General features: G+C 66.5%; 28 protein-coding genes and 1 pseudogene. 2 read left to right on the forward strand and 27 right to left on the reverse strand.

Features of this window, described 5'->3' with window-relative positions:
- Window positions 1-85: 85 nt before the first annotated feature.
- Window positions 86-643: pseudogene (locus NYR58_RS05005) on the forward strand (GNAT family N-acetyltransferase); the annotation flags it as partial.
- A gap of 18 nt (window positions 644-661) precedes the next feature.
- Here NYR58_RS05005 and NYR58_RS05010 read toward each other — a convergent pair.
- Window positions 662-1,024, reverse strand: a complete 363-nt coding sequence (locus NYR58_RS05010) for an SCP2 sterol-binding domain-containing protein (RefSeq protein WP_315903321.1) — start codon at window positions 1,022-1,024, stop codon at window positions 662-664.
- A gap of 26 nt (window positions 1,025-1,050) precedes the next feature.
- On the reverse strand, window positions 1,051-1,581 hold the full coding sequence (locus NYR58_RS05015; RefSeq protein WP_261519377.1) for a MarR family winged helix-turn-helix transcriptional regulator: 531 nt from the start codon (window positions 1,579-1,581) through the stop codon (window positions 1,051-1,053).
- On the opposite strand from NYR58_RS05015, the gene NYR58_RS05020 reads away from it, so the two are divergent.
- Window positions 1,580-1,762 (forward strand): hypothetical protein, encoded by a 183-nt coding sequence (locus NYR58_RS05020; protein WP_261519378.1) that lies wholly within the window; start codon window positions 1,580-1,582, stop codon window positions 1,760-1,762. The genes NYR58_RS05015 and NYR58_RS05020 overlap by 2 nt on opposite strands.
- Window positions 1,763-1,820: 58 nt before the next feature.
- Here NYR58_RS05020 and NYR58_RS05025 read toward each other — a convergent pair whose 3' ends face one another.
- The 25 genes from NYR58_RS05025 to NYR58_RS05145 all read right to left on the reverse strand — a co-directional run bounded on the left by NYR58_RS05025 (window position 1,821) and on the right by NYR58_RS05145 (window position 22,765).
- Window positions 1,821-2,306, reverse strand: a complete 486-nt coding sequence (locus tag NYR58_RS05025) for a hypothetical protein (protein WP_261519379.1) — start codon at window positions 2,304-2,306, stop codon at window positions 1,821-1,823.
- Window position 2,307: 1 nt separating this feature from the next.
- Window positions 2,308-2,703: a hypothetical protein gene (locus tag NYR58_RS05030; protein WP_261519380.1), complete on the reverse strand. Its 396-nt coding sequence runs from the start codon at window positions 2,701-2,703 to the stop codon at window positions 2,308-2,310.
- A 19-nt stretch (window positions 2,704-2,722) separates the two neighbouring features.
- Window positions 2,723-3,256: a rod-binding protein gene (locus NYR58_RS05035; protein WP_261519381.1), complete on the reverse strand. Its 534-nt coding sequence runs from the start codon at window positions 3,254-3,256 to the stop codon at window positions 2,723-2,725.
- 69 nt (window positions 3,257-3,325) lie between these two features.
- Complete coding sequence (locus NYR58_RS05040; protein WP_261519382.1) at window positions 3,326-3,709, reverse strand: hypothetical protein; 384 nt, start codon at window positions 3,707-3,709, stop codon at window positions 3,326-3,328.
- 3 nt (window positions 3,710-3,712) lie between these two features.
- A complete protein-coding gene (gene fliR / locus NYR58_RS05045; RefSeq protein ID WP_261519383.1) occupies window positions 3,713-4,459 on the reverse strand; it encodes a flagellar biosynthetic protein FliR in 747 nt (248 codons plus the stop codon).
- A 9-nt stretch (window positions 4,460-4,468) separates the two neighbouring features.
- Window positions 4,469-6,556: a flagellar biosynthesis protein FlhA gene (flhA, locus tag NYR58_RS05050; RefSeq protein ID WP_261519384.1), complete on the reverse strand. Its 2,088-nt coding sequence runs from the start codon at window positions 6,554-6,556 to the stop codon at window positions 4,469-4,471.
- Window positions 6,557-6,641: 85 nt separating this feature from the next.
- Window positions 6,642-6,908 (reverse strand): flagellar biosynthesis protein FliQ, encoded by a 267-nt coding sequence (gene fliQ, locus NYR58_RS05055; protein WP_261519385.1) that lies wholly within the window; start codon window positions 6,906-6,908, stop codon window positions 6,642-6,644.
- A gap of 2 nt (window positions 6,909-6,910) precedes the next feature.
- The gene (flgD, locus tag NYR58_RS05060) at window positions 6,911-7,303 is read right to left on the reverse strand and encodes a flagellar hook assembly protein FlgD (RefSeq protein ID WP_261519386.1); all 393 of its coding nucleotides are present in this window, start codon (window positions 7,301-7,303) and stop codon (window positions 6,911-6,913) included.
- 11 nt (window positions 7,304-7,314) lie between these two features.
- A complete protein-coding gene (flbT, locus tag NYR58_RS05065) occupies window positions 7,315-7,749 on the reverse strand; it encodes a flagellar biosynthesis repressor FlbT (protein ID WP_261519387.1) in 435 nt (144 codons plus the stop codon).
- Window positions 7,746-8,093 carry a flagellar biosynthesis regulator FlaF gene (flaF, locus tag NYR58_RS05070; RefSeq protein ID WP_261519388.1) on the reverse strand — a complete coding sequence of 116 codons (348 nt, stop codon included), beginning with the start codon at window positions 8,091-8,093 and terminating at the stop codon, window positions 7,746-7,748. The genes flbT and flaF overlap by 4 nt, the downstream gene beginning before the upstream one ends.
- A 26-nt stretch (window positions 8,094-8,119) precedes the next feature.
- Window positions 8,120-9,163 carry a flagellar hook-associated family protein gene (locus NYR58_RS05075; RefSeq protein WP_261519389.1) on the reverse strand — a complete coding sequence of 348 codons (1,044 nt, stop codon included), beginning with the start codon at window positions 9,161-9,163 and terminating at the stop codon, window positions 8,120-8,122.
- Window positions 9,164-9,165: 2 nt separating this feature from the next.
- A complete protein-coding gene (gene flgK, locus NYR58_RS05080) occupies window positions 9,166-10,614 on the reverse strand; it encodes a flagellar hook-associated protein FlgK (RefSeq protein ID WP_261519390.1) in 1,449 nt (482 codons plus the stop codon).
- Window positions 10,615-10,646: 32 nt separating this feature from the next.
- Window positions 10,647-11,795: a flagellar hook protein FlgE gene (locus tag NYR58_RS05085; protein ID WP_261519391.1), complete on the reverse strand. Its 1,149-nt coding sequence runs from the start codon at window positions 11,793-11,795 to the stop codon at window positions 10,647-10,649.
- 89 nt (window positions 11,796-11,884) lie between these two features.
- Window positions 11,885-12,556: a response regulator transcription factor gene (locus tag NYR58_RS05090; protein WP_261519392.1), complete on the reverse strand. Its 672-nt coding sequence runs from the start codon at window positions 12,554-12,556 to the stop codon at window positions 11,885-11,887.
- Window positions 12,557-12,680: 124 nt separating this feature from the next.
- A complete protein-coding gene (locus tag NYR58_RS05095) occupies window positions 12,681-13,232 on the reverse strand; it encodes a lytic transglycosylase domain-containing protein (protein ID WP_261519393.1) in 552 nt (183 codons plus the stop codon).
- Window positions 13,201-14,439, reverse strand: coding sequence for a flagellar hook-length control protein FliK (locus NYR58_RS05100; RefSeq protein ID WP_261519394.1), 1,239 nt, complete (start codon window positions 14,437-14,439; stop codon window positions 13,201-13,203). The genes NYR58_RS05095 and NYR58_RS05100 overlap by 32 nt, the downstream gene beginning before the upstream one ends.
- Complete coding sequence (locus NYR58_RS05105; RefSeq protein ID WP_261519395.1) at window positions 14,436-15,572, reverse strand: chemotaxis protein; 1,137 nt, start codon at window positions 15,570-15,572, stop codon at window positions 14,436-14,438. Before NYR58_RS05105 ends, NYR58_RS05100 begins: the two co-directional genes overlap by 4 nt.
- Window positions 15,569-16,816 carry a MotB family protein gene (locus NYR58_RS05110; protein ID WP_261519396.1) on the reverse strand — a complete coding sequence of 416 codons (1,248 nt, stop codon included), beginning with the start codon at window positions 16,814-16,816 and terminating at the stop codon, window positions 15,569-15,571. The genes NYR58_RS05105 and NYR58_RS05110 overlap by 4 nt, the downstream gene beginning before the upstream one ends.
- Window positions 16,813-17,445 (reverse strand): hypothetical protein, encoded by a 633-nt coding sequence (locus NYR58_RS05115; protein ID WP_261519397.1) that lies wholly within the window; start codon window positions 17,443-17,445, stop codon window positions 16,813-16,815. Before NYR58_RS05115 ends, NYR58_RS05110 begins: the two co-directional genes overlap by 4 nt.
- Window positions 17,445-19,088, reverse strand: a complete 1,644-nt coding sequence (gene fliF / locus NYR58_RS05120; protein ID WP_261519398.1) for a flagellar basal-body MS-ring/collar protein FliF — start codon at window positions 19,086-19,088, stop codon at window positions 17,445-17,447. The genes NYR58_RS05115 and fliF overlap by 1 nt, the downstream gene beginning before the upstream one ends.
- A 114-nt stretch (window positions 19,089-19,202) precedes the next feature.
- Window positions 19,203-20,120: a flagellin N-terminal helical domain-containing protein gene (locus NYR58_RS05125; RefSeq protein ID WP_261519399.1), complete on the reverse strand. Its 918-nt coding sequence runs from the start codon at window positions 20,118-20,120 to the stop codon at window positions 19,203-19,205.
- A 179-nt stretch (window positions 20,121-20,299) separates the two neighbouring features.
- Complete coding sequence (gene fliP / locus NYR58_RS05130; protein WP_261519400.1) at window positions 20,300-21,037, reverse strand: flagellar type III secretion system pore protein FliP; 738 nt, start codon at window positions 21,035-21,037, stop codon at window positions 20,300-20,302.
- Window positions 21,034-21,543, reverse strand: a complete 510-nt coding sequence (locus NYR58_RS05135; protein WP_261519401.1) for a flagellar basal body-associated FliL family protein — start codon at window positions 21,541-21,543, stop codon at window positions 21,034-21,036. Before NYR58_RS05135 ends, fliP begins: the two co-directional genes overlap by 4 nt.
- A 14-nt stretch (window positions 21,544-21,557) precedes the next feature.
- A complete protein-coding gene (flgH, locus tag NYR58_RS05140) occupies window positions 21,558-22,262 on the reverse strand; it encodes a flagellar basal body L-ring protein FlgH (RefSeq protein WP_261519402.1) in 705 nt (234 codons plus the stop codon).
- Window positions 22,259-22,765, reverse strand: coding sequence for a MotE family protein (locus tag NYR58_RS05145; RefSeq protein ID WP_261519403.1), 507 nt, complete (start codon window positions 22,763-22,765; stop codon window positions 22,259-22,261). Before NYR58_RS05145 ends, flgH begins: the two co-directional genes overlap by 4 nt.
- Window positions 22,766-22,778 lie beyond the last annotated feature (13 nt).

Raw genomic sequence — 22,778 nt, forward strand, 5'->3', positions numbered from 1 at the left:
GCGCCCTTTTCCACCCGTGCCTGCCGGCGTCCCGCCCGCGGGCACGAACCCTGGCGGGCATTTCATACCGGGAAGGATTGCAGAGATGCTCGGACACGCTTTCAAGGATGCTGGCAACCCGGCCGCCGCCGGGCGGGCCGCCGCTTTCATCATCACCGAGGAAACCCCCGGTGACGCGGGCGCGCGCGAGGCGCTGCTCGACCGCGCCATGGGGCCGAAGCGCAAGCGCAAGTCTTCCGAGAGGCTGCGCCGCGGACGGCGGCCGGCGCAGGGGCTGGCCTTTGTCGCGCGCAGCGCGGACGGGGCGCTCGTGGGCACCGTGCGGCTGTGGGAGGTGCGGCTCGGCGCGGCCGGCGCGCCGGCCCTGCTTCTTGGACCGCTTGCCGTGGAGCCGGCGATGAAGGGGGCGGGGATCGGCTCCGCCCTCATGCGCCACGCCATCGGCGCGGCGCGACAGCTTGGCCACCGCGCCATACTGCTCGTGGGCGATGCCGGCTACTATGCCCGCTTCGGCTTTTCTGCGTGCAAGACCGGCTCGCTTGCCATGCCCGGTCCCTATGAGAGGGAGCGTTTCCTGGCGCTCGAACTTGTCGAGGGCGCGCTCGACGGCGCGCATGGGGTGCTGGTGCCGGGCGCTCGCCGCGCGGAGAAATTGGGCCGCTCAGATCACCTGGCTCAGCTGCATGGCCAGCGCCATGTCGCCGTCGACGCGCAGCTTGCCCTGCATGAAGGCAGAGGTGGGATCGAGATCGCCGGAGATCAGCGCCTCCAGATCGTCCCTGGAAAGCGCGATCGTGCAGTCGGCGTCGCCATCGCCCACGGAGATCTCGGTGCCGGACAGCAGCAGGGCGCCCTCGGCGCCGCAGTCGAACTTCACCGAACCGTCGAGTGACCGGCCGGCCAAACGTTCACGCATCTTCTCGGCGATTTCATCCAGTCCCATGGCTGCTCCTTCCTGCGGCTTGGGTGGCAGGCGGATAAGCCCGCCCGCTCCGCCCGCCGGCTTGAACCGGCGAGGCACCATGGCGTAGCAGCCAAGTTACGTTTACGTCAATGTGAATCTGCGGGCGAGGGCTTTCCCCCCTTGCCCGGCTCATCCAGCAGCCGGTCGAGGAGATCCGTCAGGCGCTCCAGATTCTGCCGTCCGCCGAGACGGGCAATCATGCGGTTCTCGTGCTCCTGCCAGAGTGCCGTCATCCGCTCCACGCAGCGCTCTCCTTCCTCGGTGAGGTACAGGGAATGGGAGCGGCGGTCCGCCTGACCCTTGCGTCGCTCCGCCAGGCCGCGGGATTCGATGCTGTCCATCAGGAACACGAAGTTCGCCCTCTTGATGCCCAGCCACTCGGCAATGGTGGTCTGCTTCTGACCGGGATATTCGGCGATCATGGCCAGCACCGAGAATTCGGCCGGGCGCAGCTTCACCTTCGCCAGCGTGGCGGCAAAGTCTTGAAACACGAGGAGTTGTGCACGCCGCAGCTTGAAATCGAGAAGCGAGGTGATGCAGGGCAGCCGCCTGCGAACCGCTGGCATGGCCTGGCTGTCGTTGCAGTGTCTGTTGGTCTGGGCTGCGGAAGAAATCATGACACCTCCAGGACTGGTGGTTGCGGCGCGTGATCAGAGTTGCGGCAGGACAGCCGACCTGCGCATCGAGCAGGCGGCGAAAGCCGTGCCGGCGGGAACTGCGCCATGGGAAAAATGCGCACTTCAGCGTGCGGAGATAAGGATTATTCTCCTCAAATATTTCATCAAAAACAATAACTGAATAGGACAGATGAAGCCTGTTTCCTATCTCAGTTACGCCGTTTACATTTCAAATTGCGTCATTTTTGGGGCGGTAAACGGCGGCGAATGGCGTTGTCGCGTATTTCTGCCTTGGAAAGATAGTCGATCTGCTCGACCATCACCTCGTGAACCAATTCCTCTCCCACCCGTGCGTTCATGCTCTCCCTGATGCCATTGCGCAAGGCATCCAGGTCGATGTTCGCCCGCTCGGTGAAATCGATCTGCGGATTGGCGTAGAGATAGCTGTGGAGCTCGTCTGTCAAGAGTGCTTCGGCGGGCAGGGACAGCGCTTCAAGCCTTTCCGGCGGCGCGGTGAAGACGAGGCGCGCGAGAAAATAGCCGTCCACCCGTCCTTCCTTGACCACGGGAATGGAGATGACCGGCGTGCGCACATAGTCGAGCCCGCCGAAGAAGGCGGGCAGGGGCGTGGCATTTCTCGCCGCCTGCGAAGTCTGAAACGAGTAGAGCACCGCGCCGAGGGTGGCGGCGCTGATCCAGACGGCGGCGAGAAGGAACTTGAACATGCTAGCGTCCGAACTCGCGCACCGAATAGGTGCCGTCGGCCTGGGCGCGCTCGATGGCGCTTTGCAGAAGCGCCGCAACCTCGCCGACGGCGCTCAGATGCGCCTGAATGGTCGCCTCGTTGGTCGCCAGGCTGTCGCGCAGGCGCATCATGGCCTGGCGGTGCTCTTCGCCGAGCTGTTGCGGCTTGACGCCCTTGAAGGCGCGGCCCAGCTCGTGGAGGTGGCGGCTCTTGCGGGCGTTCGCGGCCTTTATGTCGAAGTGCGGCTCGCTGCGGATTGCCGCCGTCTCGGCCTCGATGGCCTCGGTGACACGCTCCAGGAGCGGGATGAGCGCAACGGCGCTGCCGTCGGCCGGCGCGGGAGCGGCAGTGCTGGCGAGGGAGGCTGGATCATTCATGGGTGTCTGCTCACGCTGGCTATTGTCGTCCGTCTTTTGCGGGAAGGGCAGCGGCATCGGCGGACAGGCGCCTGGCCATCTGGCGTTCGATCTCCTGCACCAGCCCGTTGGCAAGCGCGCTCTGGCTTGCCGCTTCCGCGACCTGCGGTCCGGAGGAGACGCCGGAGACCGGCACCTTGCGGCCGTCCTCCAGCGTGTAGTCGCCAAGCACGCGCTCTGCGATGCCTATGCCGCCGCGCCGGGCCATGGCCTCGCCCAGCTCCTGGGCCAGGAGGCCGCGCCACATGTCGCCGGAAAGCCCTTCGCCGTAAAAGGCGTTTTCCTCCGGCAGCATGGTCTGCAGAAAGCTTTGCAGCACCATCGCCTCGAACTGCACATAATGCTCGGGCATGCGGGCGGCAGCGGCCTTCGGCGCGGGGGCGGACACCTCGAAGGTGCCGTCGGCCGTTCCTGCCGCATGGGCCTTCAGGCGCGCGCGGGCTGCCTCCGCCCGTTCCGGGTCGGCCGCCCTTGCCACGTCCATGAGAATGTCGCCGGGTGGTGAGATTGCCACGAGCACCGTCCGCGAGCCGTTTCGCCTGCTTCCGACTATGGCAGGCAAAGCTTGCGGCAGGCTTGCCGCTCAGGGCTTGCGCCGCTGTTCCAGAAGCTCCAACAGCGCCTTTTCCTGCGTCGCGCGTTCGTGCTTTCGCACCGCGTTGTCATGCGCGCGCCCGGCGACTTCCACGCGGGCACGGGCGGCGGCAACCTTGCGCGTCTCGGCCATTGCCTGATCGAGCTGCCGTTCCTTCTCGTTCAGGGCGCGGGCGATGCGATCATGATAAAGGGCGGGAAAGAGGGAGGCGAAGCTGTCCGGCGCATCGAACTGCCGGGCGAGGGACTCGGCCTCCCGTTCGGCCGCCGATGCCTGCTCCAGATGCGCTGCGCGGCGTGTCTCGTGAAGCTCCTGAAGCTGCTTCTGGAGCTTGACGAGCCGCGCCAGCCGCTTGTGCCTGTCTCCTGCCATCGTCTATCCGCCGATCGTGGTGGGAAGGAAGCCATCGACGAACAGGCGCAGAAAGGTGGCGATGCCGAAATAGAGAAGCAGCAGCCCGCCGGCGATGACGAAAGGCAAAGAGATGAAATAGATGGGAATCTGCGGGGTGAGCTTGTTGATGAAACCGACGGCGAGATTGACCAGAATGGCATAGGCCACGAAGGGGCTGCCCAGCCGGATCATCACAAGGAAGGCTTGCGAGAGCGTGTCGGAAAGATCGACCAGCGCGGCTTGCGGGTCGAACAGTCCATCCACCGGGGCCAGCTCGTAGGAGGCCACCAGCGCCTGGATGACGGCGTGGTGGAAATCGAAGACGAACAGCAGAAGCAGCGCCGAGAAGGAGATGAGGGCGGCAAGCTCCGGCTGCAGCTCGTTCTCCTCCACGGCCACGCCGCCGCCGGCCATCCCGAAACCGACCATCATGGCCATGGCCGATCCGATGAACTGCAGCGCCAGCACGTAGAAGCGCGCCACCAGCCCGATGAGCGCACCGATCAGAACCTCCGAGCCGATGAGCACGAACATGGCCTGCGGCTGGCGCGAGACGTGCGGCACGATGGCGCCCCACAGATGCGCCAGCAGGGCGAGCGAGGCGGCGATGGCGACGAAGAGGCGCACCTGCACGGGAAGGCGGGCGCTGCCCAACCCCGGCATCAGCATGAAGCAGGCGCCAATGCGGCAGAAGGCGAGGAAGGCGGCGAGGATGGCCGTCTCGATCATCGCGCGGGGTCAGGAGATGGAGCCCAGAACGCTGATCTCCACCCCCTTGGCGATCTCGACATGGCTCAGCACGGGCAGGGTGGGGAAGAGGCGTTCGACGATCATGCGCACATAGGGCCGTGCCTCGGGGGCGGTGACCAGCACGAAGCGCTCTCCGGCGTCGATATGGGTGCGGATGGCCTTGCTCGCCTCCTGCCCGAACTCCTCCAGTTGGCGCGGATCGATGTCGAACTCGCGCACCTCGCCCTTGGCGTCGCGCTTCAGCGCCTGGTGGAAGGCCAGGTCCCAGCGGTTGCCGAGGCGCAGGACCTTCAGGACGCCGCCCTCGGAAAGGTCGCCACAGATCTGCTGCGCCATGCGGATGCGCACATGCTCCACGATCTGCTCCGTGCGGCGGATGTGCGGCGCGATCTCCGCGATGGCCTCGATGATGAGATGCAGGTTGCGGATCGACACGCGCTCCGCCAGCAGAAGCTTCAGCACCGCCTGCAGGCCCGGATAGGTGATGTGGGCGGAGCAGATTTCGTCGGCCAGCTTGCGGTATTCCGGGTCCAGCCGGTCGATCAGCGCTTTCATGTCCTTGTAGGAGAGAAGCTGCGGCAGGTTGTTGCGGATCACCTCGCTCAGATGCGTCAGCAGCACCGACATGTTGTCGGCATAGGCAAGCTGCTTGCTCTTCAGCTCCTCGATAAACATCTCGGAGACCGAGTAGGCGCGCATCCCGAAGGCCGGCTCCTTCACCTCCTCGCCGGGCAGGTCCGGGGCAGGCTTGCTGCCCAGAAGAACGGTCAGCTCCCCGACGCGAAGCTGATGTTCGGCCACCACCGTGCCGTGGATGTTGATGCGGTAGCTCTTGGGCGGGATGGTGAAATCGTCGGTCAGACGCACCTCGGGCACCACGAAGCCGTATTGGGCGGCGAACTTCTTCCGCATCTTGTTCATGCGGAAGGCCAGTTCCTGGTGCGAGGCGATGAGCCGTGTGGAAAGCTGCTTGCCCACCAACAGCTCGATCTCGGCCGTCTTCAGCGAGGATTTGACGGAGTTCTGCTCTTCCTCGGCGGCGTGCAGCTTCCTGCGCCGCTCTGCTTCGGCAACCGCCTCCTCGCGTGCCTTCTCGCGCCGCGGCAGCACGTAGCCGAGCCCCGCCATGACGCCTGCCAGCGCCAGGAAGGGCAGGGCCGGCAGTCCCGGCATGAGCGCAAGCGTGGCAAGCAGCGCAGCAGCCACGAACAGGGCGCGCGGATAGGCGCCAAGCTGCCCGAAGACGGCCTGATCGGCCGAGCCGCGCGTGCCCCCCTTCGAGACGAGAAGGCCGGCGGCAAGCGAGACGATGAGCGCAGGAATCTGTGTCACGAGGCCATCGCCCACCGACAGCTTGGTGAAGACGTCGGACGCCTGGGCGAGGTCCATGCCATGGCGCGAATAGCCGATGGCGATGCCGCCCACGATGTTGATGGCGGTGATCACGAGACCGGCAATGGCATCGCCGCGCACGAATTTCGAGGCGCCGTCCATGGCGCCGAAGAAGGCGCTTTCCTCCTCCAGCTCGCGGCGCCGGCGCTGCGCCTCCTTGTCGTCGATGGTGCCGGCGGAAAGATCGGCGTCGATGGACATCTGCTTGCCCGGAATGGCATCGAGCGTGAAGCGCGCGCCCACCTCGGCGATGCGGGTCGAGCCCTTGGTGATGACCACGAAGTTCACCACGATGAGGATGAGGAAGACGATGAGCCCGATGACGAAGTCGCCGCTCATCACCAGCCTGGAGAAGCCGCCGATGACATGGCCTGCCGCGTTTGTGCCTTCGTGGCCGTTGGACAGGATCATGCGCGTCGTCGCGATGTTGAGCGACAGGCGCATCATGGTGGCGATCAGAAGCACGGTGGGGAAGGAGGAGAAGTCGAGCGGGCGCTGAATCCACAGGGCCACCATCAGGATGAGCACCGAGAAGGCGATGGAGAAGGCAAGGCCGACATCGATGAGAAAGGGCGGAATGGGCAGGAACAGCACCGCCAGAATGATGACGATGCCGACCGCAAAGCCGATGTCACGCCCATGCCGCCGCGGCTGCGTGCCCGCAAAGGTTTCGCTCAACGCCATCTGCACCTCCTTGTGGGCTGCGAGGATAGGATGCGAAGCTTGTGCGAGGGCGGAAAGGATGGGCGGCGATCAGGCCGGGGAGGGCTCAAAACCCGTCCTGGATTCTCTGAAAGATCACCGTCGTGAAGGAGGAAATCTGCGCTCCGACGAATGGCCCGGAGAACGCCACGGCAAGCAGGATGGCCACGATCTTCGGCACGAAGGTCAGCGTGATCTCCTGCACCTGGGTCAGGGCCTGGACAAGCGCGATGCCGACACCCACCACCATGGCGACGATCACCGCCGGGCTGGCGGCCACAAGCACCGTCCAGATGGCATATTGCACGATGTCGAGGGCGTCGGCCTCATTCATGGTCAGCGGATGACCACGCCGGGTCCGACGACGATCTCCTCGCCACCTTCCAGCGTGGCCACCACGCCGTCGCTGTAGATCTTTACCTGGGAGACCGTGCCGCTCACCGAGCCATCGGCCGAGGTGATCTCGCGGCCGACGAGGCCGCCGGCCTGGGACAGCGAGGCAGCGGCCAGAAGCTGGTCCAGCTTGTCGTTGATTCTCACCGACTGCTCGACCTGCGAAAAGCTTGCAAGCTGCGCCACATACTCGGTGGAATCCATGGGCGCGGTCGGATCCTGGTTGCGCATCTCGGCGACCAGCAGCCTCAGGAATGCCTGATAGTCCACCGTCTGCGGTGCAGCGGTGGAGGATGTCTGGTTGCCGGCCGTGCCCGTGACCGTCGAAACGTCCATGCCCGTCTCCTCTATTCTGCGACCGCCCTGGAGAGCGCGTCTTCCCTCGGTCTTCCTGCCGCCAGAATCTCTTCCTCCAGCGGGTAGAGGGCGCGGATCGCCTTCAGCGCATCATAGACGCGGCCCTCGCACACCAGCGTGTCCACGTGCTTCAGCCCCGCCAGCACGCGCGCGTTGCGGAACACGCCCAGAAGATTGGCGAGCGTGTCGCGGAAGACCTCGCGCGCCTTCTCCGCGCCCTCGGGATCCATCAGCATGATCTGCGCCGCGAAATAGAGCTGGCGCAGCGGCGTGCGCGCGTCCTCCGGTTGCAGTACGTGGTTCTGCAGCAGGAACTGCACGTCGTTGAGAAATTCCAGCGAGACCTTCCTGTCGACCCTGATGACGGCGCCGTTGACGTAGATCTTCTCTCCCGCCTTGAGCGATATCTTCAGTGTGTTGGTCATTTCAGGCCGTCGCGGATGATCTGCGAGATTTCGATGAGTCCGTCGAAATTCTCGGAGCGCCCCTGGCGGATCGCCTCGCCCTCGCGCAGGAGCCAAAGGCCGATGGAGATCAGGTTGGCGCGCAGTTCCTTCGGCAGCTCATTGTCCGGGCTGCCCAGATCGCTCAGAAGCGCGGTCCACACCCGGTTCATGAACAGGATGGCGTCGATCGCCTCGGGGGAGCCGGCTCCCGCCTCGCGGGCGGCCGTCAGAAGCTCGATGGAGCGCGTCAGCACCTGGCGTTCGCGGTCCTTCGCGTCGGCCACCGAATCTGTCTGAACCTCGCTGTAGGAAAACTGGTACATGGTTTCTTGGGTCCCGCCCCCGATCGTCACAGATAATTCACGAGGCTGAGCTGCCGGATGCGGCCGGTCAGCGCATAGGCCGTCTCGATCTGGGTCAGCAGCTCGTTGACCCTCGTCGCTGCCTCATAGGTATCGACCCCTTCGAGATCCCTGACCAGCGCGTTGAACAGGTCCCTTTGCGAAGAGATGCGCGTGTTGGCTTCCTCGATGCGCCCCTGGACGAGGCCGACCTCGCTCTGGGTTCGAGCAAGGTCGGCCACTGCCCCCCCGACGAGCGTGGTGGAGCGCTCGTAGAGCGTTTGCATCGCCTCGTCGCCAAGCGGTATCTGCAGAAGGTCGCTCAGCGCTGCCGTTGCCATGGCCAGCCTGCGCATACCCCGTTCGTTGGCCGTGGCCGAGGTCTCGGCCGTCTCGTTCAGCGTGATGCGGGTGGTGATCTTCTGGTCGGAGGCATTGGACCAGGCATCGGTCCAGCCCGTGCCCATGAAGCTTGCCTCCACGACATCCAGAAAGGCGTCCATCTGCGCTGCCGTGATGTTCGCGGCCGCGGGGTCCGTCTGGGGGAAGCCGAAATGGCTCGCAAACAGCGTGTCGAACTGGGCCTTGTTGGGCGAGGCGGGGTCGGTGAAATCGTTGATCGGCGCCTCGTCGGTGTTGATGCCGGCGAACAGATACTCGCCGTTCAGGCTGCTGTTGAGAACGCTGGTCATCGACTCCAGTGCGTGGCGAGCGCTGGCGCGGATCACCTGTGTGTCCGTGTCCCCGGAGGAGGCGGCAGTCAGCGCCTCCAGGACATCCTGGGAAATCCTGCCGAGCTTCTCCAGGGCATCCTGCGTGGCGTCGAGCCGTGCGGTCGCCAGCCCGTTGGTGGCGGCAAGGTTCTCCAGCCGGGCGATGTCCCGCGTGGCCGAGAAGCTGGTGGCGGCACGCGCGCCGAGCGTAACGCCCGGATCGGCCAGGCGCCCGGTGCTCATCTCTTCCTGGGCGCGCGAGAGGTCCGCCTGCATGCGCATGAGCTGGTGGCGCAGGGTCTGCGAGAGGCTGAGGGTGGAGATGAAGGACGTCTTCATGGTCAGCGCGTGGCCTCCATCAGAGCCGACAGCATCGTGTCGATGGTGGCGATCAGCCGGGCGGACGCCTCATAGGAATTTTCCAGATCGAGCAGCAGCGACATTTCCTCGTCGATGTTCACGCCGGTGGCATCGGAGAGCACGGTCTGGGTGTGCGTAGCCAGCGCCTCCTTGGTCTGCGCGCCTCTCGCGGCGTCCTTGCGCAGGCTTTCAAGCCAGCCGATGGATTCGGCGGCGAAGGCGTTGAGGCTCTGCGTGGCCTCCAGCCCGCCTGCCGGGTCGAAGCTCATCGGCGCGTCGAGCTTGCCCAGATAGGCGTTCAGAAGGTCGGCATAGGAAGCGCCGCCCTCGGTGTTGTGCACATAGCCGGCGCCGTTGGCGCCGCCGTCGCGCAAGAGATCCGGATCGGCGAGGAAAGACGTGTTGAGCGCGATATTGCCGGCCAGCCCGTGCACCAGCGTGGCCGCCGCCGGCAGGGCCGGCCCGCCAGGCCAGGTGAAAAGCCCCGCCCGGTCGGCCAGGGTGCCGCTCGGGTCGGTTTCGGCAAAGGCGGTGATGAGGCCGCGCGCCGTCTCGTCGAGCTGGCGCTGCATCTGCACGGCCACGGTGTCGCGCAGCTGCAGGTTCGCCGCCAGGCTTCCCGCCGCGCTGGTGTTGCCGCCGCTGCCGGCGGCCAGCGGCACGCCGTCGATGTAGACGGCATTGCCCGTCATGCCGGGGGCATAGGTGCTGTTGGGCGAGAAGGTGACGGTGCGCGCCACAGTCTCGAAGAGGGTCACGCCATCGCCCGTCACCAGCATCATGTCGTTGTCGCCGCGCGCCACCGACGAAACCGGCACATAGGCCGAAATGTCCTTGAGAAGCGCGTCGCGCCGGTCGAGGGCGTCGGAGATGTCGCGGCCGGCGCGCGTGCCGGTCACGACCTCATTGTTGGCGGCCTCGAACTCGGCGAGAAGCCGGTTCAGCTCCCCCACCGAGGTGGCGATCTCCCGGTCGAGCTCGGCGCGGAAGGACTGCACGGTGGCGGTGCCCTCGTTGAGGGAGCGCACGACCCCGCGCGCGGCCTCCATCACGCTTTGCGCTGCCGACTGGCTGGAGGGCGTGGCGGCGTAGCTTTGCAGCGCTTCCTGCAATGCCGTCAGGGCGGCAGCCGGCGAGCCGGCATTGTCCACGCCGTTCACCCGCACCTGAAGCGTATCCAGACCCTTGGAAAGGACGGACTGGCCGCTCCACTGGGAAAGGGCGGAAAGGTTCTGGCGGAACAGGGCATCGTCGGTCGCCCGCCGGATGCCGGTGATGCGGGCGCCGTCGCCGGAGCTGGCAAGTGCCGCGGAACGGCGGGCATAGTCCGGATTGGACGCCTCGGAGATGTTGCGCGAAACGATGTCGGTCCTGCGCGACGTGTTGAACAGTGCCGACTGGGCCGTACTCAATGCGGACGTAAGCGACATTGCCTGCCTTCCTGTCCCCTCTTAATGCCTGGCTACCTCTTCAGGTTGACCAGAACCTCCATGAGCTCCGAGCCGGTCTGGAACACCTTGGAGTTTGCCGTGTAGCTGCGTTGGGACTGGATCATCTCGGTCAGCTCCTCGGCGATGTCGACATTGGAATTCTCCAGGGCGCCGGAGACCACCTTGCCGACGCCGATCTCCGCGGCATTGCCGTAGAAGATGGGACCGGAATCCGGGCTTTGGGCGAACACGTTGCCCGACAGCACCTCGAGCTGGTCCGGGCTCGCGACCTTGCCGAACTGGATCTCGTAGAGAGCCACGAAGGAGCCATCCTCGTATTGCGCGTAGACCGTGCCGTCGGTGTCGATCTGGATCGTATCGATCTCGCTTCCCAGCGTGCCGTTCGTTTCGGCCTGGTCTAGCTGGTATTCGTTGCCCGTCTGGCTCAGCGAGAAGTCGAGGGCGATCGTCTGGCCCATGGGCAGGTTCGCCGTTCCCGACACCGTGTCGGTCAACGTTCCCGCGGACGCGTTGAAGCTGGCCGTGCCGAAGGCGTTTCCGTTCACGGTGATGTCCCAGTCGGCTTCGCCCGTGGCGACGTTTTCGCTCACCTTCTCGAAGACGATCTCCATCACCTGCGTGTTGCCGGTCTGATCGACATAGGACAGCGAGGTGGTGTGCGTGTGGCCGACATCGGCATCGGCCGGCAGATTGGCCGCGAAGCTGCCCTCGCTCGACGGCGTGGGCAGGCGGTTCTCGGCCTCGATGCTGATCGGCTCCTCTGCGCCCGTCTGGATATTCTTGCCGATCAAGTAGAAGCCTGCGGCGTTGACAAGCCGACCGGCCTCGTCGGGGACGAAGGAGCCGGCGCGCGTCAGGAAGTTCTGCCCGTCCGCGTTTTGAACCTTGAAGAAGCCGTCGCCATCAATGGCCAGGTCGGTGACCGATGTGGTGTATTGCAGAACGCCCTGCGTGGAAATCGAATGGCGCACCGTCGTCGTCACGCCGCCCGAATTGTAGGCGCCGGCCGTGCTGGGCAGGACAAGGCTGGAAAATTCGGTGCTGGCCCGCTTGTAGCCGTTGGTGCTGGAATTGGCGATGTTGTCGGCGACCGTGGACAGGCGGTTGGCCTGTCCGTTCATACCGGAGACGCCGGTTTTCATCATGCCGTACAGACTCATTGCAGGCCCTCGTCGCTTTCTTGTTCCCGAGGGGAGAGTAGACGGCGGGACTTGCGTGAAGCTGGCCTGTCGCCGGTTTTTGGCCCCACCTAAACGACCAGCCGATAGCCGAGATAGCGCTTGGATTCGATGGGGTCGAAGCCCAGCCTGGTGCGCAGCTTCTTGCGAAGCTTGCTGATGTGGCTTTCCACCACGTTCTCCTCGACCTCTTCGTCGAAGATGCCGTAGATGGCGTTGAAGATCTGCGTCTTGGTCACGCGGGGCGGGGCGTTGCCGGCCAGATATTCCAGGATCCGGCGCTCGCGGCGCGGCAGGGGCAGGGGCTCGCCGTCGATCTCGGGATCGCGCCCGTCGGCAAAGATGCGCATCGGCCCGACGTCGGTGAAGCTCGGCTCCTGGTGCTGGGCGCGGCGGCTGATGGCGGTGATGCGCGCAAGGATCTCGCGCACATGCACAGGCTTGCGCACCACATCGTCGACACCGTATTCGAAAAGCCTGAGCGTGTCTTCCAGCGAGTTCTGCTCGCTCAGCGCGATGACCGGCGCATTGGAGCGGTCGCGGATGCTGCGCGCCGGCTTCTCGGGCGCCTCGCACTGGCCGAGAAGAAAGGCGCTGACGGCCTTCAAATCGTCTTCAGGCGCCGTTTCCACCCATTCCCGGAACTCCCCGGGGCGAAAACCTGCCGTGGCGACCCCCTCCCGACCGAAAAGTGAACTGTACCCCTCGGTTACGAGCTCCCGCTCATCCACCACAACAATCATCAGCCCGCCTCCGAATCAGTTGCCTGTCAAGAGGTACCCGCTGATGGGAATCACACACAACCATTATTTTTCGTAACAAATTTTTAGGGATTCGTGAGCACCGCCGTCCGAATCGCGATTTCAATCAGGAATTGCAGAAAGCACGGGCTTTGGGCGTCCATGCGCCGAAGCCGACAGCCACCATGTTGGTGATGACTCTGCACAGATAGCGCTTCTGCGCGGGGTCGTTGTCGGGACCGGCGTGATAGCGCGCCACCGCCATGGACCAGGTGCCGTGCCGGCGTTTGAGCTGGCTGAGGAAACGGGCGGCATAGTCGACGTTGCGGGCCGGGTTCAGCATTTCGCCGATGCTGCGGAAGTGCTCGCCGTGATAGTGATGATTGATCTGCATGCAGCCCAGGTCGATGAGCTTCACGCCACGCCCGCGCGCCTCGGAAAAGACGTGCACCGCTTCACTGGCGCTCTTCGCAAACACAGCCTTGCCCTCGATGTTCAACGCATAGGGCTGCAGGCTGCCTTTCACCCCGGTTTCTGTCAGGCCCACGGCATACAGAATGCCCGGCGGAATGTCGTATCTGTCCGCTGCGCGCAGGATCTCGGCCTCGCAGGGATTGGCCGCGGCGATCGTTACGGACAGGAGAAGGCTAGATATAGAGACCGCCGCGCGCAGCGCCATGGCGTTGCTCCTGCCGGCCTCCGGCCTCCCGGCGCCCGCTGCCCTTCTCTCCCTGCGCGTCGGCGGCGCCGCCACCGGAGCGCCCTTCGCCGGTGCCCGTTTCAGGGCCGGAATCGCGTCCGCCGACATGACCGTTCGCCTGGTTGCCTGCGCTGGGGGTTCCGCCCGACGGCGCCTGCTGGACGGTAATGCGGTCCACCTCGTAGCCCAGCGCGCGCAGTGCCCGCGTCATGGCCTCGCCATCGGCGTTCAGCCGTTGCCGGGCCTCCGCGGTTTCCACCTGAAGTTCAATCGAAAGTTGTCCATCCGAAACCTTCAGCCTGGCCGTCACCATGCCAAGCTCGGCAGGATGAAGCTGGATCTTGAGCGTATGGACGGGCTCGGTGCCGCGCGCGACGGCGGCCATGGCGCGCGCTGCTTCGCCGGCGGCGGATGCGAAGGCCGGGCTGGCCTCGAGACCGGAGATCAGCGACGCGCCAGTGCCGCTCATGGCGGATGGCGTGGCACCGGGCGCCGGCGCCGGCGCCGTGTGCAGGCTGACGATGCGCACCGGCTGCAGCCGGCCGCTTTCGGCGTCCCTGCCGCCGGCATGCCCATCCTGCCGTGCCTCGGTGGCGTCCGTCATCGCCGGCTGGCCGTGCAGGGGGGCCTTGCCGGCGGGGCCGGGTGGTGCCTCGGCGCCCCGGGCGCGCGGTGCGGAGGGAGCCTCCATTTCAGGCCGGGCCTTTGGGGTCCGTGCCGTGCCGGCCTCCGGGCCTGGCGCGACAGCCCCTGCCATGTCCGTTCGCGTGGCAGCGGCGATCGGCTCCCGGTGTTCCGTCGGAACCGGGGCGAAGCCTCCAAGCGCATCCTCTGCCTTCTTTTCGCCCGTGCCGGCGCCGACGGCCTCTCGTTCCTCATCCGGCTCCATCTGCACGGGGCGCATCGCGCGCGGCTGCGCCTCCTGCGCGCTGACAGACGCCCTGCTCCCGGCCATCGCCGGGCCGGCATCGCCTTGCAGGGCGGCGGAAAGGCGGCCGATGAGCGCGGCGAGACGCAACGGCCGTTCGCCCGTCTCGCCGGGCGGTTGCTGTCTGCCTGCCGGCCCTGCGTCCTCCTCCAGGGCGCGGCTGAAGCCCGGCATCTGGCCCGGGGTCTCCTTTCCGCGCGGGCTGCCCTGTGTGCGGGGCAGGGCCATGGATCTTGCCGTTCCCACCGCTTCCGTCATGGTGTTTCCTCCCGCAGCAGGGCGTCGATGGCCGCGAGCTTCTCTCGCGTCTCGGCCAGGAAAAGGGCGCCGTCCTCGTCTATCGTTGCATCCTGAGCGGCCTCGGGGGACGGGGGTGCCACCACTTCTTCGGCGATTTCGGTGGCCGCGCGCAGAAGCCGCCGGTCGCCCGGGGAGAGACGCTGCGCGTCGATCTCCTTCAGCGTCTTGAGCACCTTCTCCGCGTTTTCGCCGGTCACGGCGGCGAGATTGGCATAAAGCACGGCGCGCGGGTCGCGCTCGTCTCCCTGTTCGACGGCGTGCTTGCGCGCATTGCGCGAAGCGAAGGCGAGCAGGCGTTCATGGCCTTCTATGGCGCTTTGGCGGGCGATGCGCAGATAGATGGTTCGCGCCTGCTCGGGCGTCATTCCGGCAACGACCTCCTCGACAAGCCCCAGATCCACCTCTGCCTGCAGGGCAATGACGGCGGAGACGAAGCTCTCCGCAAACTGGCTTGCATAGGGCGAGCGCAGAAAGCGGCGGACATATTGCCGGGAGGCCAGGGCAAAACGCTGCACGTCGTGCGCGCTGGCGCTGAGCGTGATGGAGCGGCGAAGGGCCGCCTCCTCGATCAGCGTGCCGGGGCTCAGAAGCCGCGCCTTGTCGAACAGCCGCAGCGCGCCGACGGGGTCTTCCTGGCTCAGCAGCGCCCCCATCATCAGCGCCAACGGTGCGGCGAGCGTGTCCTCCGTCGCCAGCGGATCGAAGCCCTCCAGCATGGCGCGCGCGCCGGCGAAATCGCCGCGGGCATAGCGCACGATGCCTTCGCTGAGCATCCTTTCGCGCTCACCGAGCGCCAGGCGCCCGACAATGGACTCCAGCGTGGCGGGATTGCCGCCACTGGCGCCATAGACCAGGAGGGCGCGAATGTTGCGCGGATCCTCGAAGACCGCCGGATCGGTGGCGCGCAGCCGCTCGTCGATGACGCCAAGCAGCCTGCGCTGCATGGGAAGGGCGGCATGGTCGCCATCGGCGATCCTGTCCTGCAGGCGGTGCAGCGAGCGTACCATCTGATAGGGCTGCATGCCCTCCGCGCCCGCCGGCAGGGACAGGCCGACCATCAGCGCGATGCCGGCGACGACAGGCCACCTCATCGTGGCACCTCCAGCAGGATGTCGATGCGGCGATTGGCATCGGCCAGCGGGTTGTCGGGCACCTTCAGCCGCCGGTCGGCAAAGCCCGCCACTTCGGAAATGCGCTCCTCCGCAAGCCCGCCGCGCACCAGCATGTAGCGCGCGGCGTGGGCGCGGGCCGTCGACAGGCGCCAGTTGTCATAGTCTCCATTGCTGAAAGGACGGGCGTCGGTGTGGCCGTGGACGCGCACGGTGCCTGGATGCCCGGCAAGCGTCTTGCCGATCTTCTCCATGGCCAGCACGAGCTGGCGCGCCGGCACCGCCGAGCCGACGGGGAACATGCCGTAGCGCATGTCGTCGGTGACGGAGATCAGCACACCGTCCTCTCCCGCGGTCACGGTGACGGTGGTGGCGATGCCCTCGCGCTGCAGCGCGGCGCGGATTTCCCGGCGCACCGCATCTGCGGTCTGCTCGCGCGCGGCCTCGGCCTGCCGCTCCTCCTCGGCCAACGGCTCGACGGGCGGCACGGGAGCCGGCGAGGGGGCTTGCGACCGTGTCTCCTGCTGTTGCGCGGGGCGGGCTTCCGCCTGCGCCGGCCCGTCGGGCGTGTGCGCCGGGGGCCCACCCTTCCCGCCCGGCTGCCCGCGCTCCTCGTCGGGGTCTCCCTGCACGCCCACCTGGGGTTCGGCCACCTGCTGGGACCAGAAGTCCGGCGCGAAGGGATCGCGATAGGCTTCGCCGCCGGAGGCGCCGGAGGAGGGGCCGGCGTTCTGCACGCCGCCTTCGCCCTTGTCCGAGACGTTCTGCCTCTTGTCGATGTCGGCCGCGATTTCGGCCAACACCGCATAGGGGTCGGAAAAGAAATTGTCGTCCGAGTGCCGGCCGGCCTCTTCAGGGGAGGCCGGCTTGTCCCTGCCTGCCTCGGGCGGGCTCGGCATGGCGGCTGGCGTCGGCTCCGCCGACGGGTCGGGCTCCTGCGGCTCTGCGGCGCTCTGCGGCCCCTGGCCGATGTCCTGCACGCCCCTGCTGCTGGTGTTGCGGTCGATCAGCTTGATGGGATTGAAGTAGCTCGCCAGGGCGGCGCGCGTCTGCTCGTTGGCGGCGTTGATGAGCCACATCACGAGGAAGAAGCACATCATCGCCGTCATGAAATCGGCAAAGGCGATCTTCCATACGCCGCCATGATGGCCTTCATCCTCATCGTCGCCGCCGCGGCGCACGATGATGATCTCGGCCCGCCGTTCCTCGCCCTGCGCGGCGCTCATGACAGCACCTCCGCCAGCGCCTGCGACCATTCGCCAAGCCGTGTCTCGAACAGGCTTTCGTCGATCTCGGCGGTCAGGTCGAAATCGCCGGCCTCGGAAAACTCCACCTGTGCGGCGCGTTCGCCGAGGCTGGCCCTCAGCGCATCGCACAACAGCGCGCTGCCTTTCACGCGGATGCGCACGGCCTCGCGGTCCTCAAGCGCGGCGGCGACGATGCGCGTCAGTTCCTCGACGGCGCGCTTCTGCAGGTCCTCCGTCAGAACGACGCCGAGGATGCGCGCACTCAGCGCGGCGGTAAGCGCGGTCACCTCGCGCTGCATCTTGTCGAAGCGTGCGGCAATGAGAGCGCCGGCCTCCTCGGCAAGCTGCCTTCTGGCCGCAGCCATCTCCTCCTCGTGACGTGCGCGCTCGGCAGCCAGCCTTTCGGCGTGCTGGCGTTCCAGGCGCTGGGCGAGCGCTTCCTCGGCGCGCGCCACCGCTTCCTCCAGCGTCTGCCGCTCTTCCCCCGCGTCGGGTGCCTCCGGGCGGGGCGGGGCGAAGGCCGGCTCCATGTCGGGCGCGACGGCGCGGCGGGCGGGAGCCGCCGCGCCGAAATCCGGCAGCGCATCGGCAAGCGCCAGCCCCGGCATCAGCCCGTGGCCTCCGCCTCGGCACGTGCCCACTTGCGCAGGATGTGGGCCGTGCGCTCCTCGCTGAGATCGACCATGCGGGCAAGGCGTGCCTGCGGGGCGGGCCTGATCTTCAGGCGGTAGTCCTCGTCCTCTTCCTCCATCGTCATTTCGGTGGCTGCCTCACCCTCAGCGGGGGGCAGGCGGGGGTTCTCCGCTGCATCCGGCAGCGAACGCTGGGCAGCTTCAAGCTGCGCTGCCTCCTCGCCGGCAGGCCGCATCAGGGCGCCGGCAAGCGGCTTCAATCCGAACCAGGTGACAAGGAAGGCGACCAGAACGAAGGCGGCGGCATTGATGAGGGTGCCGGCCTGCTGGCCGAGGAAGGCCAGCGCACCCGGCTCGGCGGCCTCCACACCGTCGAGCCCGTCGATGAACTCTACGGCCGCGACATTGAGAACATCGCCGCGTGTCTCGTCGAAGCCGGCCGCCGAGGCCACCACCGTCTGGATTTCGGCGATGCGCTCCTGCAGCGCCTCGGGCGGTGCATTCTCGCCCAGAAGGGCGGCGATGCGCGCCTCGTTCACCACCACCGCGATGGACAGCCGCGAGACGCGGTAGCCGTTGCTGGTGGTGGCGATGCGGCGCGTGTTGATCTCGTAGTTGGTGGTTTCCTCGCGGCGCTCGCTCGCTTCGGAGGAGCGCGGCGTTTCGGCGGCGGGCGTTTCCTCCTGCGGCAGGTTCTGGAGCACCGTCGTCGGCGTGGCGGCCGTCTCCTGCATTGCGCTGTCCTCGGTGCGCACGATCTGCACGGAGCGTTCGACGCGCGAATCGGGATCGTAGATGACTTCCTCGACCTGCTGGCTGTCGGTGTTGACATCCGCCTTGACGCTGGCGCGGAAGTTGTCCGGTCCGAGATACGGGGTGAGCGCGCGGCGGATGTTCTGCTCGATCTGGGTTTCCACGGTGCGTTCGATGCCGAGCGAACGCTGGGCGGTGTTGTTGGCGGGATCGTCGCCGGCGGCCAGCAGCGCGCCGGAGGAGTCGAGCACCGTGACCTTCTCCGCCGCCAGTCCCGGCACCGCGGCGGCGACCATGTAGCGGATGGCAGCGGCCTTTTCCGCTGCGTCGAGGCCCGAGGCACGAATGACGACGGAGGCCGAGGGCTCCTGAGCCTCGCGGCGGAAATTGCCGCGTTCGGCCATCACGATGTGCACGCGCGCCGCCTTGATGCCGGCGATGGACTGGATCGTGCGGGCGATCTCGCCTTCCAGCGCGCGCACGCGCGTCACCTCCTGCATGAAGGTGGTCAGACCCAGGGAGCCCACATTGTCGAACAGTTCGTAGCCCGCGTTCGTGCTGGTGGGCAGGCCCTTCTCGGCCAGCAGCATGCGCGCCTGGGCGGTGCGGCCGGCCGGCACGAGCACGGTGGTGCCGTCGGAGGCGACGTCGAAGCTGATGCCGGCCTCGCCGAGCACCAGGCCGATCTGGTTGACGTCCGAGCGTTCGAGCCCAACATAAAGCGTCTCATAGGCCGGGCGGTTGAGGTAGATCGCGCCGGCCACGACGACGGCCATCACCAGCGCCAGAACGCCGCCCATCATGGCCAGGCGCCTCGGTCCCAGGCTTTTCAGGTTTTCGACGACGGTCTGAAGCTGCTCCGGCAAAGCCTCGATACTCCCAGCAGTGAACCCGGGGGTGAGGCTAGCGGGCGAAGCTTGTGCGAAAATGAAATGGGGGCCGCAGAACGCGGCCCCCGCATCGCCAGATCGCTTTTCCGATCAGCGGAAGAGCGACAGGATGTTCTGGGCGTTGGAGTTGGCGATCGACAGCGCCTGAATGCCGAGCTGCTGCTGCGTCTGCAGGGCGGCAAGCCGCGTCGACTCCTCGTTCATGTCGGCATCGACCAGCTGGCCGACGCCGCGGTCGATGGCGTCCATCAGCGCCGAGGTGAACTCCGTCTGCAGGTCGATGCGCGACTTGGCGGCACCGAGCGCCGAGGCGCCGGTGGCAAGGCCGGAAAGCGCGGTCTCGATGCCCGTCAGGGTGTCGTTGAAGTCCGTCTCGTCCAGGCCGGCCGTCGTCACGTCGATGTTCAGCACCGTGAAGGTCGCAGCACCGGCGCCGGTGGTGGTGAACTGGGTGTCGAGGATACCCGCGTTCATGCCGCCCGTGTCGACCAGGCGCACATCGGCCAGCGTGATCTGCAGGCTGCCGGTCGTCACATTGCCCGAGGAGTCACGGTTGTAGGACGAGATCACGCTGAAGGTCGTCGTCGTGGCCGTGGAGTCCGTCGACAGGAGGTTGGTGCCGGCATAGCTGGCATTGGCGATCTCGGAGAGCTGATCCTGCAGGGCGCCGATTTCCGTCTGGATCTTGGCGCGGTCCTCGGTTCCCGAGCTCTTGGCCAGAAGGACCTTCTCCTTGATCTGGTCGACCACCTCGACGGCCTTGTTTATCGCCGTGTAGGCGGTGTCCACCTTGCCGGCGGCGAGGCCGAGGGCGTCCTGAACGACCGAGTTGGCCTTGTTGTCCGAACGCATGGTGGTGGCGATGGACCAGTAGGCGGCGTTGTCGGACGCCTGGTTCACCCGATAACCCGTGGAGATGCGCTCCTGGGTGGTCTCGAGCTGCTTGTTGATGCTCTGCAGCGTCTGCAGCGCGGTCATCGCCGAGGTGTTGGTGTTGATGCTAGCCATGGGAAAGTGTCCCTCAAGTAACGTTTGAACGGGACATACCGGGCTGTCCGGTATGGCGGGGCGGCATCATGCCTGTGACCTTGGGTCCAAGATCAGCCCGCCATGCATCGATTGCCGTTATGGCGGCAAGTTCCTACCAAATGGTAAGCGGGTCCGGGTTTTCGTGGGCACCTCCATCGTTATGCAAAAGAACGCACAAGGCTGCCGACAAGCAGGTTCCAGCCGTCGATCAGCACGAAGAACAGGATCTTGAAGGGCAGCGAGACCACCGTCGGCGGCAGCATCATCATGCCCATGGACATGGTAATGGTTGCCACGATCAGGTCGATGACCAGGAAGGGCAGCACCACCAGGAAGCCGATCTCGAAGCCGCGCCGGATCTCGGAGATCATGAAGGCGGGGATGAGCACGCGCAGATCGGCTGTCTCCGCCGATGTCGCCACCTCTCCGCGCTCGGCCGCCAGATCGGCAAACAGGTTGTAGTCTTCCTCGCGCACATTCGCCGCCATGAAGGCGCGGAAGGGCTCGGCGATGCGCGCCACCGCCACCTCCTCGGAAATCTCGTTGTCCATCAGCGGGCGCACCCCGTTGGCCCAGGCCTGATCGAAGGTGGGCGCCATCACATAGAAGGTCATGAACAGCGACAGGCTGATGAGGATGAGGTTGGCCGGCGTCGTTGCCAGCCCCATGCCGGCGCGCAGGATGGCAAAGGCGATGACGAAGCGGGTGAAGCTCGTCACCATGATGAGCAGCCCCGGCGCGATGGAAAGGACGGTCAGAAGCCCGAAAAGCTGGATGATGTAACCGACGGTCGTGCCGTTGGCCTCGCCGGCGAGCGCCCCGAGGTCGAGCGTCTGGGCGCCGGCGGGCGCGCTGGCGGCAAGCAGCAGGGCTATGGCGAGGCGGCCGGGTCTCATTCGTAGAGCAGGGTTTTGACGAGAACATCGACGACGCGGCCGTCGCTGCGGATGCGGGCGCGCTCGCGCAGGTCCGCCTTGAGGTACTGGAAGCCGCTGGCGCTTTCGATCTGGCGCAGCTTCACCGTACGCATGAAGGCGAAGAGATCCTGGTGGACGGCCTGGGCGAGGACGGGGTCCGGCTCGCCATCGAAGAGGATGGCCAGTTCCATGCGCAGCCAGACCTCTGTGGGGTCTGCCAGATTGGTGGTGATGGGCTCGAGCGGAACGAGGCTTTGCGGCATGCCGGCAGGGGCCTTGGCACCGTGCTCGCCGTCGGCGGCGCCGGCTTCCTCCTTGACGGGGGCCGGCTCGGCAGCCGGGGCCGCCGGCTGCCGGCGCTCCAGATAGCCGCCGGTGAACCAGCCCATGCCTACGGCAAGCGCGGTCACGGCCACGAGGGCGGCAAGCTGCACGACGAGCGGTGCTCCCTTCTTCTTCTCTTCTTCCTGCGCGACCAGTGCCATGCTTTCTCCTCTCCTCAGAACGGCAGCACCGCGTCGAGGATCTGCTGCCCGTAGGGGGGCTGCTGAACCTCCGTCAGGCGCCCACGCCCGCCATAGGAGATGCGCGCCTCGGCAATGCGGTCATAGGAGATGGTGTTGTTGGGGCCGATGTCGGCGGGCCGGGCGATGCCGGCAAGGGTGAGAACGCGAAGCTCGGCATTGACGCGCACCTCCTGGGTGCCGGAGATGCGCAGGTTTCCGTTTGGCAGCCTCTCCGTCACCACCGCCGCCATGGTGAGCTTGATGTTCTCCGAGCGCTCGGTGGCGCCGGTGCCGGTGGTCGAGGTGCCGGAGTTGATCTCGCCTTCCGCGTTGGCCGAGCCGCCGGCATCGTTCCAGCCATAGGAGCCGGCAAGACCCAGATTGCGCCCCACCAGGCGCGAGCGCTCCGATTCGTTCTGGAAGCGTGCCTTGTCGTTGACGACGATTTCCACCGTCAGGATGTCGCCCACGTCGAGCGCCCGCGGATCGGTGAACAGACGGCTCTGGCGGTCGCTCCACAGGGAATAGCGGGAGGCTGGTCTGGCCGGCTGCGTCGGATAGTGATAGGCGGGCAGCATGGTCGGCTCTTCGCCGGCGCCGACGGGCGACAGGCTGGGCGGCCTGCCGATCTCCTTGATCGGTGTGCAGCCACCGAGGCCCACGGCCGTGACAAGGACAAGCGCGGCGACCCTGCTCATGAGGGATCCTCGGGACGGGCCGCGCTGGCCATGATGGTGGTCAGCGTGGCGGCGTTCTTGCTGTTCATCTCGTTTAGGATGACGCCCGCCGTCCGCGGGTCGAGCTTCATCAGAATGGCTGCGGCCAGCTCCGCGCGCACCTCCGACAGGCGCTCGGCGGCGGCGTCGGGACGCATGTTGGAATAGATCTGCACGAGGTTGCCTTCCGCCTTCGCCAGAAAGGCGTCGCGGCGGGCCAGCCAGCCTTCATATTCGGCGCGCTTCTTCTCCAGGGCGGCGATGCGCGAATCCACTTCGCCGCGCAGCCTTTCCAGCTCCTGCGCCTGCAGCGCGTAGCGGCGGTCGCGCGCCGCATCCGCGATGTTGGTACAGAAGCGCTGCACCTCGTCGCTCCGCCCGCCTTCCGTCTCGGCGGCGTGAACACTCGACAGGGCAAGCACCAGCGCCGCAAGCGCCAGGCCGCCGCGGGGTGGGAATGTTGCGATCTTGCGGTAGAGAACCATCCTCGTCGCGCTC

Source organism: Chelativorans intermedius, from assembly GCF_025398255.1.
GTDB classification, from domain to species: domain Bacteria; phylum Pseudomonadota; class Alphaproteobacteria; order Rhizobiales; family Rhizobiaceae; genus Chelativorans; species Chelativorans intermedius.

Bases quoted from the DNA above. Each gene is read 5' to 3' on its own strand.
- NYR58_RS05090 (WP_261519392.1), bottom strand. From the start codon at position 12,556: ATGATTGTTGTGGTGGATGAGCGGGAGCTCGTAACCGAGGGGTACAGT.
- flaF (WP_261519388.1), bottom strand. From the start codon at position 8,093: ATGTACCAGTTTTCCTACAGCGAGGTTCAGACAGATTCGGTGGCCGAC.
- NYR58_RS05135 (WP_261519401.1), bottom strand. From the start codon at position 21,543: ATGGCACTGGTCGCGCAGGAAGAAGAGAAGAAGAAGGGAGCACCGCTC.
- NYR58_RS05110 (WP_261519396.1), bottom strand. From the start codon at position 16,816: ATGAGCGCCGCGCAGGGCGAGGAACGGCGGGCCGAGATCATCATCGTG.
- NYR58_RS05145 (WP_261519403.1), bottom strand. From the start codon at position 22,765: ATGGTTCTCTACCGCAAGATCGCAACATTCCCACCCCGCGGCGGCCTG.
- NYR58_RS05115 (WP_261519397.1), bottom strand. From the start codon at position 17,445: ATGCCGGGGCTGGCGCTTGCCGATGCGCTGCCGGATTTCGGCGCGGCG.
- fliP (WP_261519400.1), bottom strand. From the start codon at position 21,037: ATGAGACCCGGCCGCCTCGCCATAGCCCTGCTGCTTGCCGCCAGCGCG.
- NYR58_RS05100 (WP_261519394.1), bottom strand. From the start codon at position 14,439: ATGACGGAAGCGGTGGGAACGGCAAGATCCATGGCCCTGCCCCGCACA.
- NYR58_RS05020 (WP_261519378.1), top strand. From the start codon at position 1,580: ATGACACCTCCAGGACTGGTGGTTGCGGCGCGTGATCAGAGTTGCGGC.
- NYR58_RS05010 (WP_315903321.1), bottom strand. From the start codon at position 1,024: ATGGTGCCTCGCCGGTTCAAGCCGGCGGGCGGAGCGGGCGGGCTTATC.
- NYR58_RS05025 (WP_261519379.1), bottom strand. From the start codon at position 2,306: ATGTTCAAGTTCCTTCTCGCCGCCGTCTGGATCAGCGCCGCCACCCTC.
- NYR58_RS05085 (WP_261519391.1), bottom strand. From the start codon at position 11,795: ATGAGTCTGTACGGCATGATGAAAACCGGCGTCTCCGGTATGAACGGA.
- NYR58_RS05125 (WP_261519399.1), bottom strand. From the start codon at position 20,120: ATGGCTAGCATCAACACCAACACCTCGGCGATGACCGCGCTGCAGACG.
- flhA (WP_261519384.1), bottom strand. From the start codon at position 6,556: ATGGCGTTGAGCGAAACCTTTGCGGGCACGCAGCCGCGGCGGCATGGG.
- flgK (WP_261519390.1), bottom strand. From the start codon at position 10,614: ATGTCGCTTACGTCCGCATTGAGTACGGCCCAGTCGGCACTGTTCAAC.
- flbT (WP_261519387.1), bottom strand. From the start codon at position 7,749: ATGACCAACACACTGAAGATATCGCTCAAGGCGGGAGAGAAGATCTAC.
- NYR58_RS05095 (WP_261519393.1), bottom strand. From the start codon at position 13,232: ATGGCGCTGCGCGCGGCGGTCTCTATATCTAGCCTTCTCCTGTCCGTA.
- NYR58_RS05105 (WP_261519395.1), bottom strand. From the start codon at position 15,572: ATGAGGTGGCCTGTCGTCGCCGGCATCGCGCTGATGGTCGGCCTGTCC.
- NYR58_RS05075 (WP_261519389.1), bottom strand. From the start codon at position 9,163: ATGAAGACGTCCTTCATCTCCACCCTCAGCCTCTCGCAGACCCTGCGC.
- fliR (WP_261519383.1), bottom strand. From the start codon at position 4,459: ATGATCGAGACGGCCATCCTCGCCGCCTTCCTCGCCTTCTGCCGCATT.
- fliQ (WP_261519385.1), bottom strand. From the start codon at position 6,908: ATGAATGAGGCCGACGCCCTCGACATCGTGCAATATGCCATCTGGACG.
- NYR58_RS05015 (WP_261519377.1), bottom strand. From the start codon at position 1,581: ATGATTTCTTCCGCAGCCCAGACCAACAGACACTGCAACGACAGCCAG.
- NYR58_RS05030 (WP_261519380.1), bottom strand. From the start codon at position 2,703: ATGAATGATCCAGCCTCCCTCGCCAGCACTGCCGCTCCCGCGCCGGCC.
- NYR58_RS05040 (WP_261519382.1), bottom strand. From the start codon at position 3,709: ATGGCAGGAGACAGGCACAAGCGGCTGGCGCGGCTCGTCAAGCTCCAG.
- flgH (WP_261519402.1), bottom strand. From the start codon at position 22,262: ATGAGCAGGGTCGCCGCGCTTGTCCTTGTCACGGCCGTGGGCCTCGGT.
- flgD (WP_261519386.1), bottom strand. From the start codon at position 7,303: ATGGACGTTTCGACGGTCACGGGCACGGCCGGCAACCAGACATCCTCC.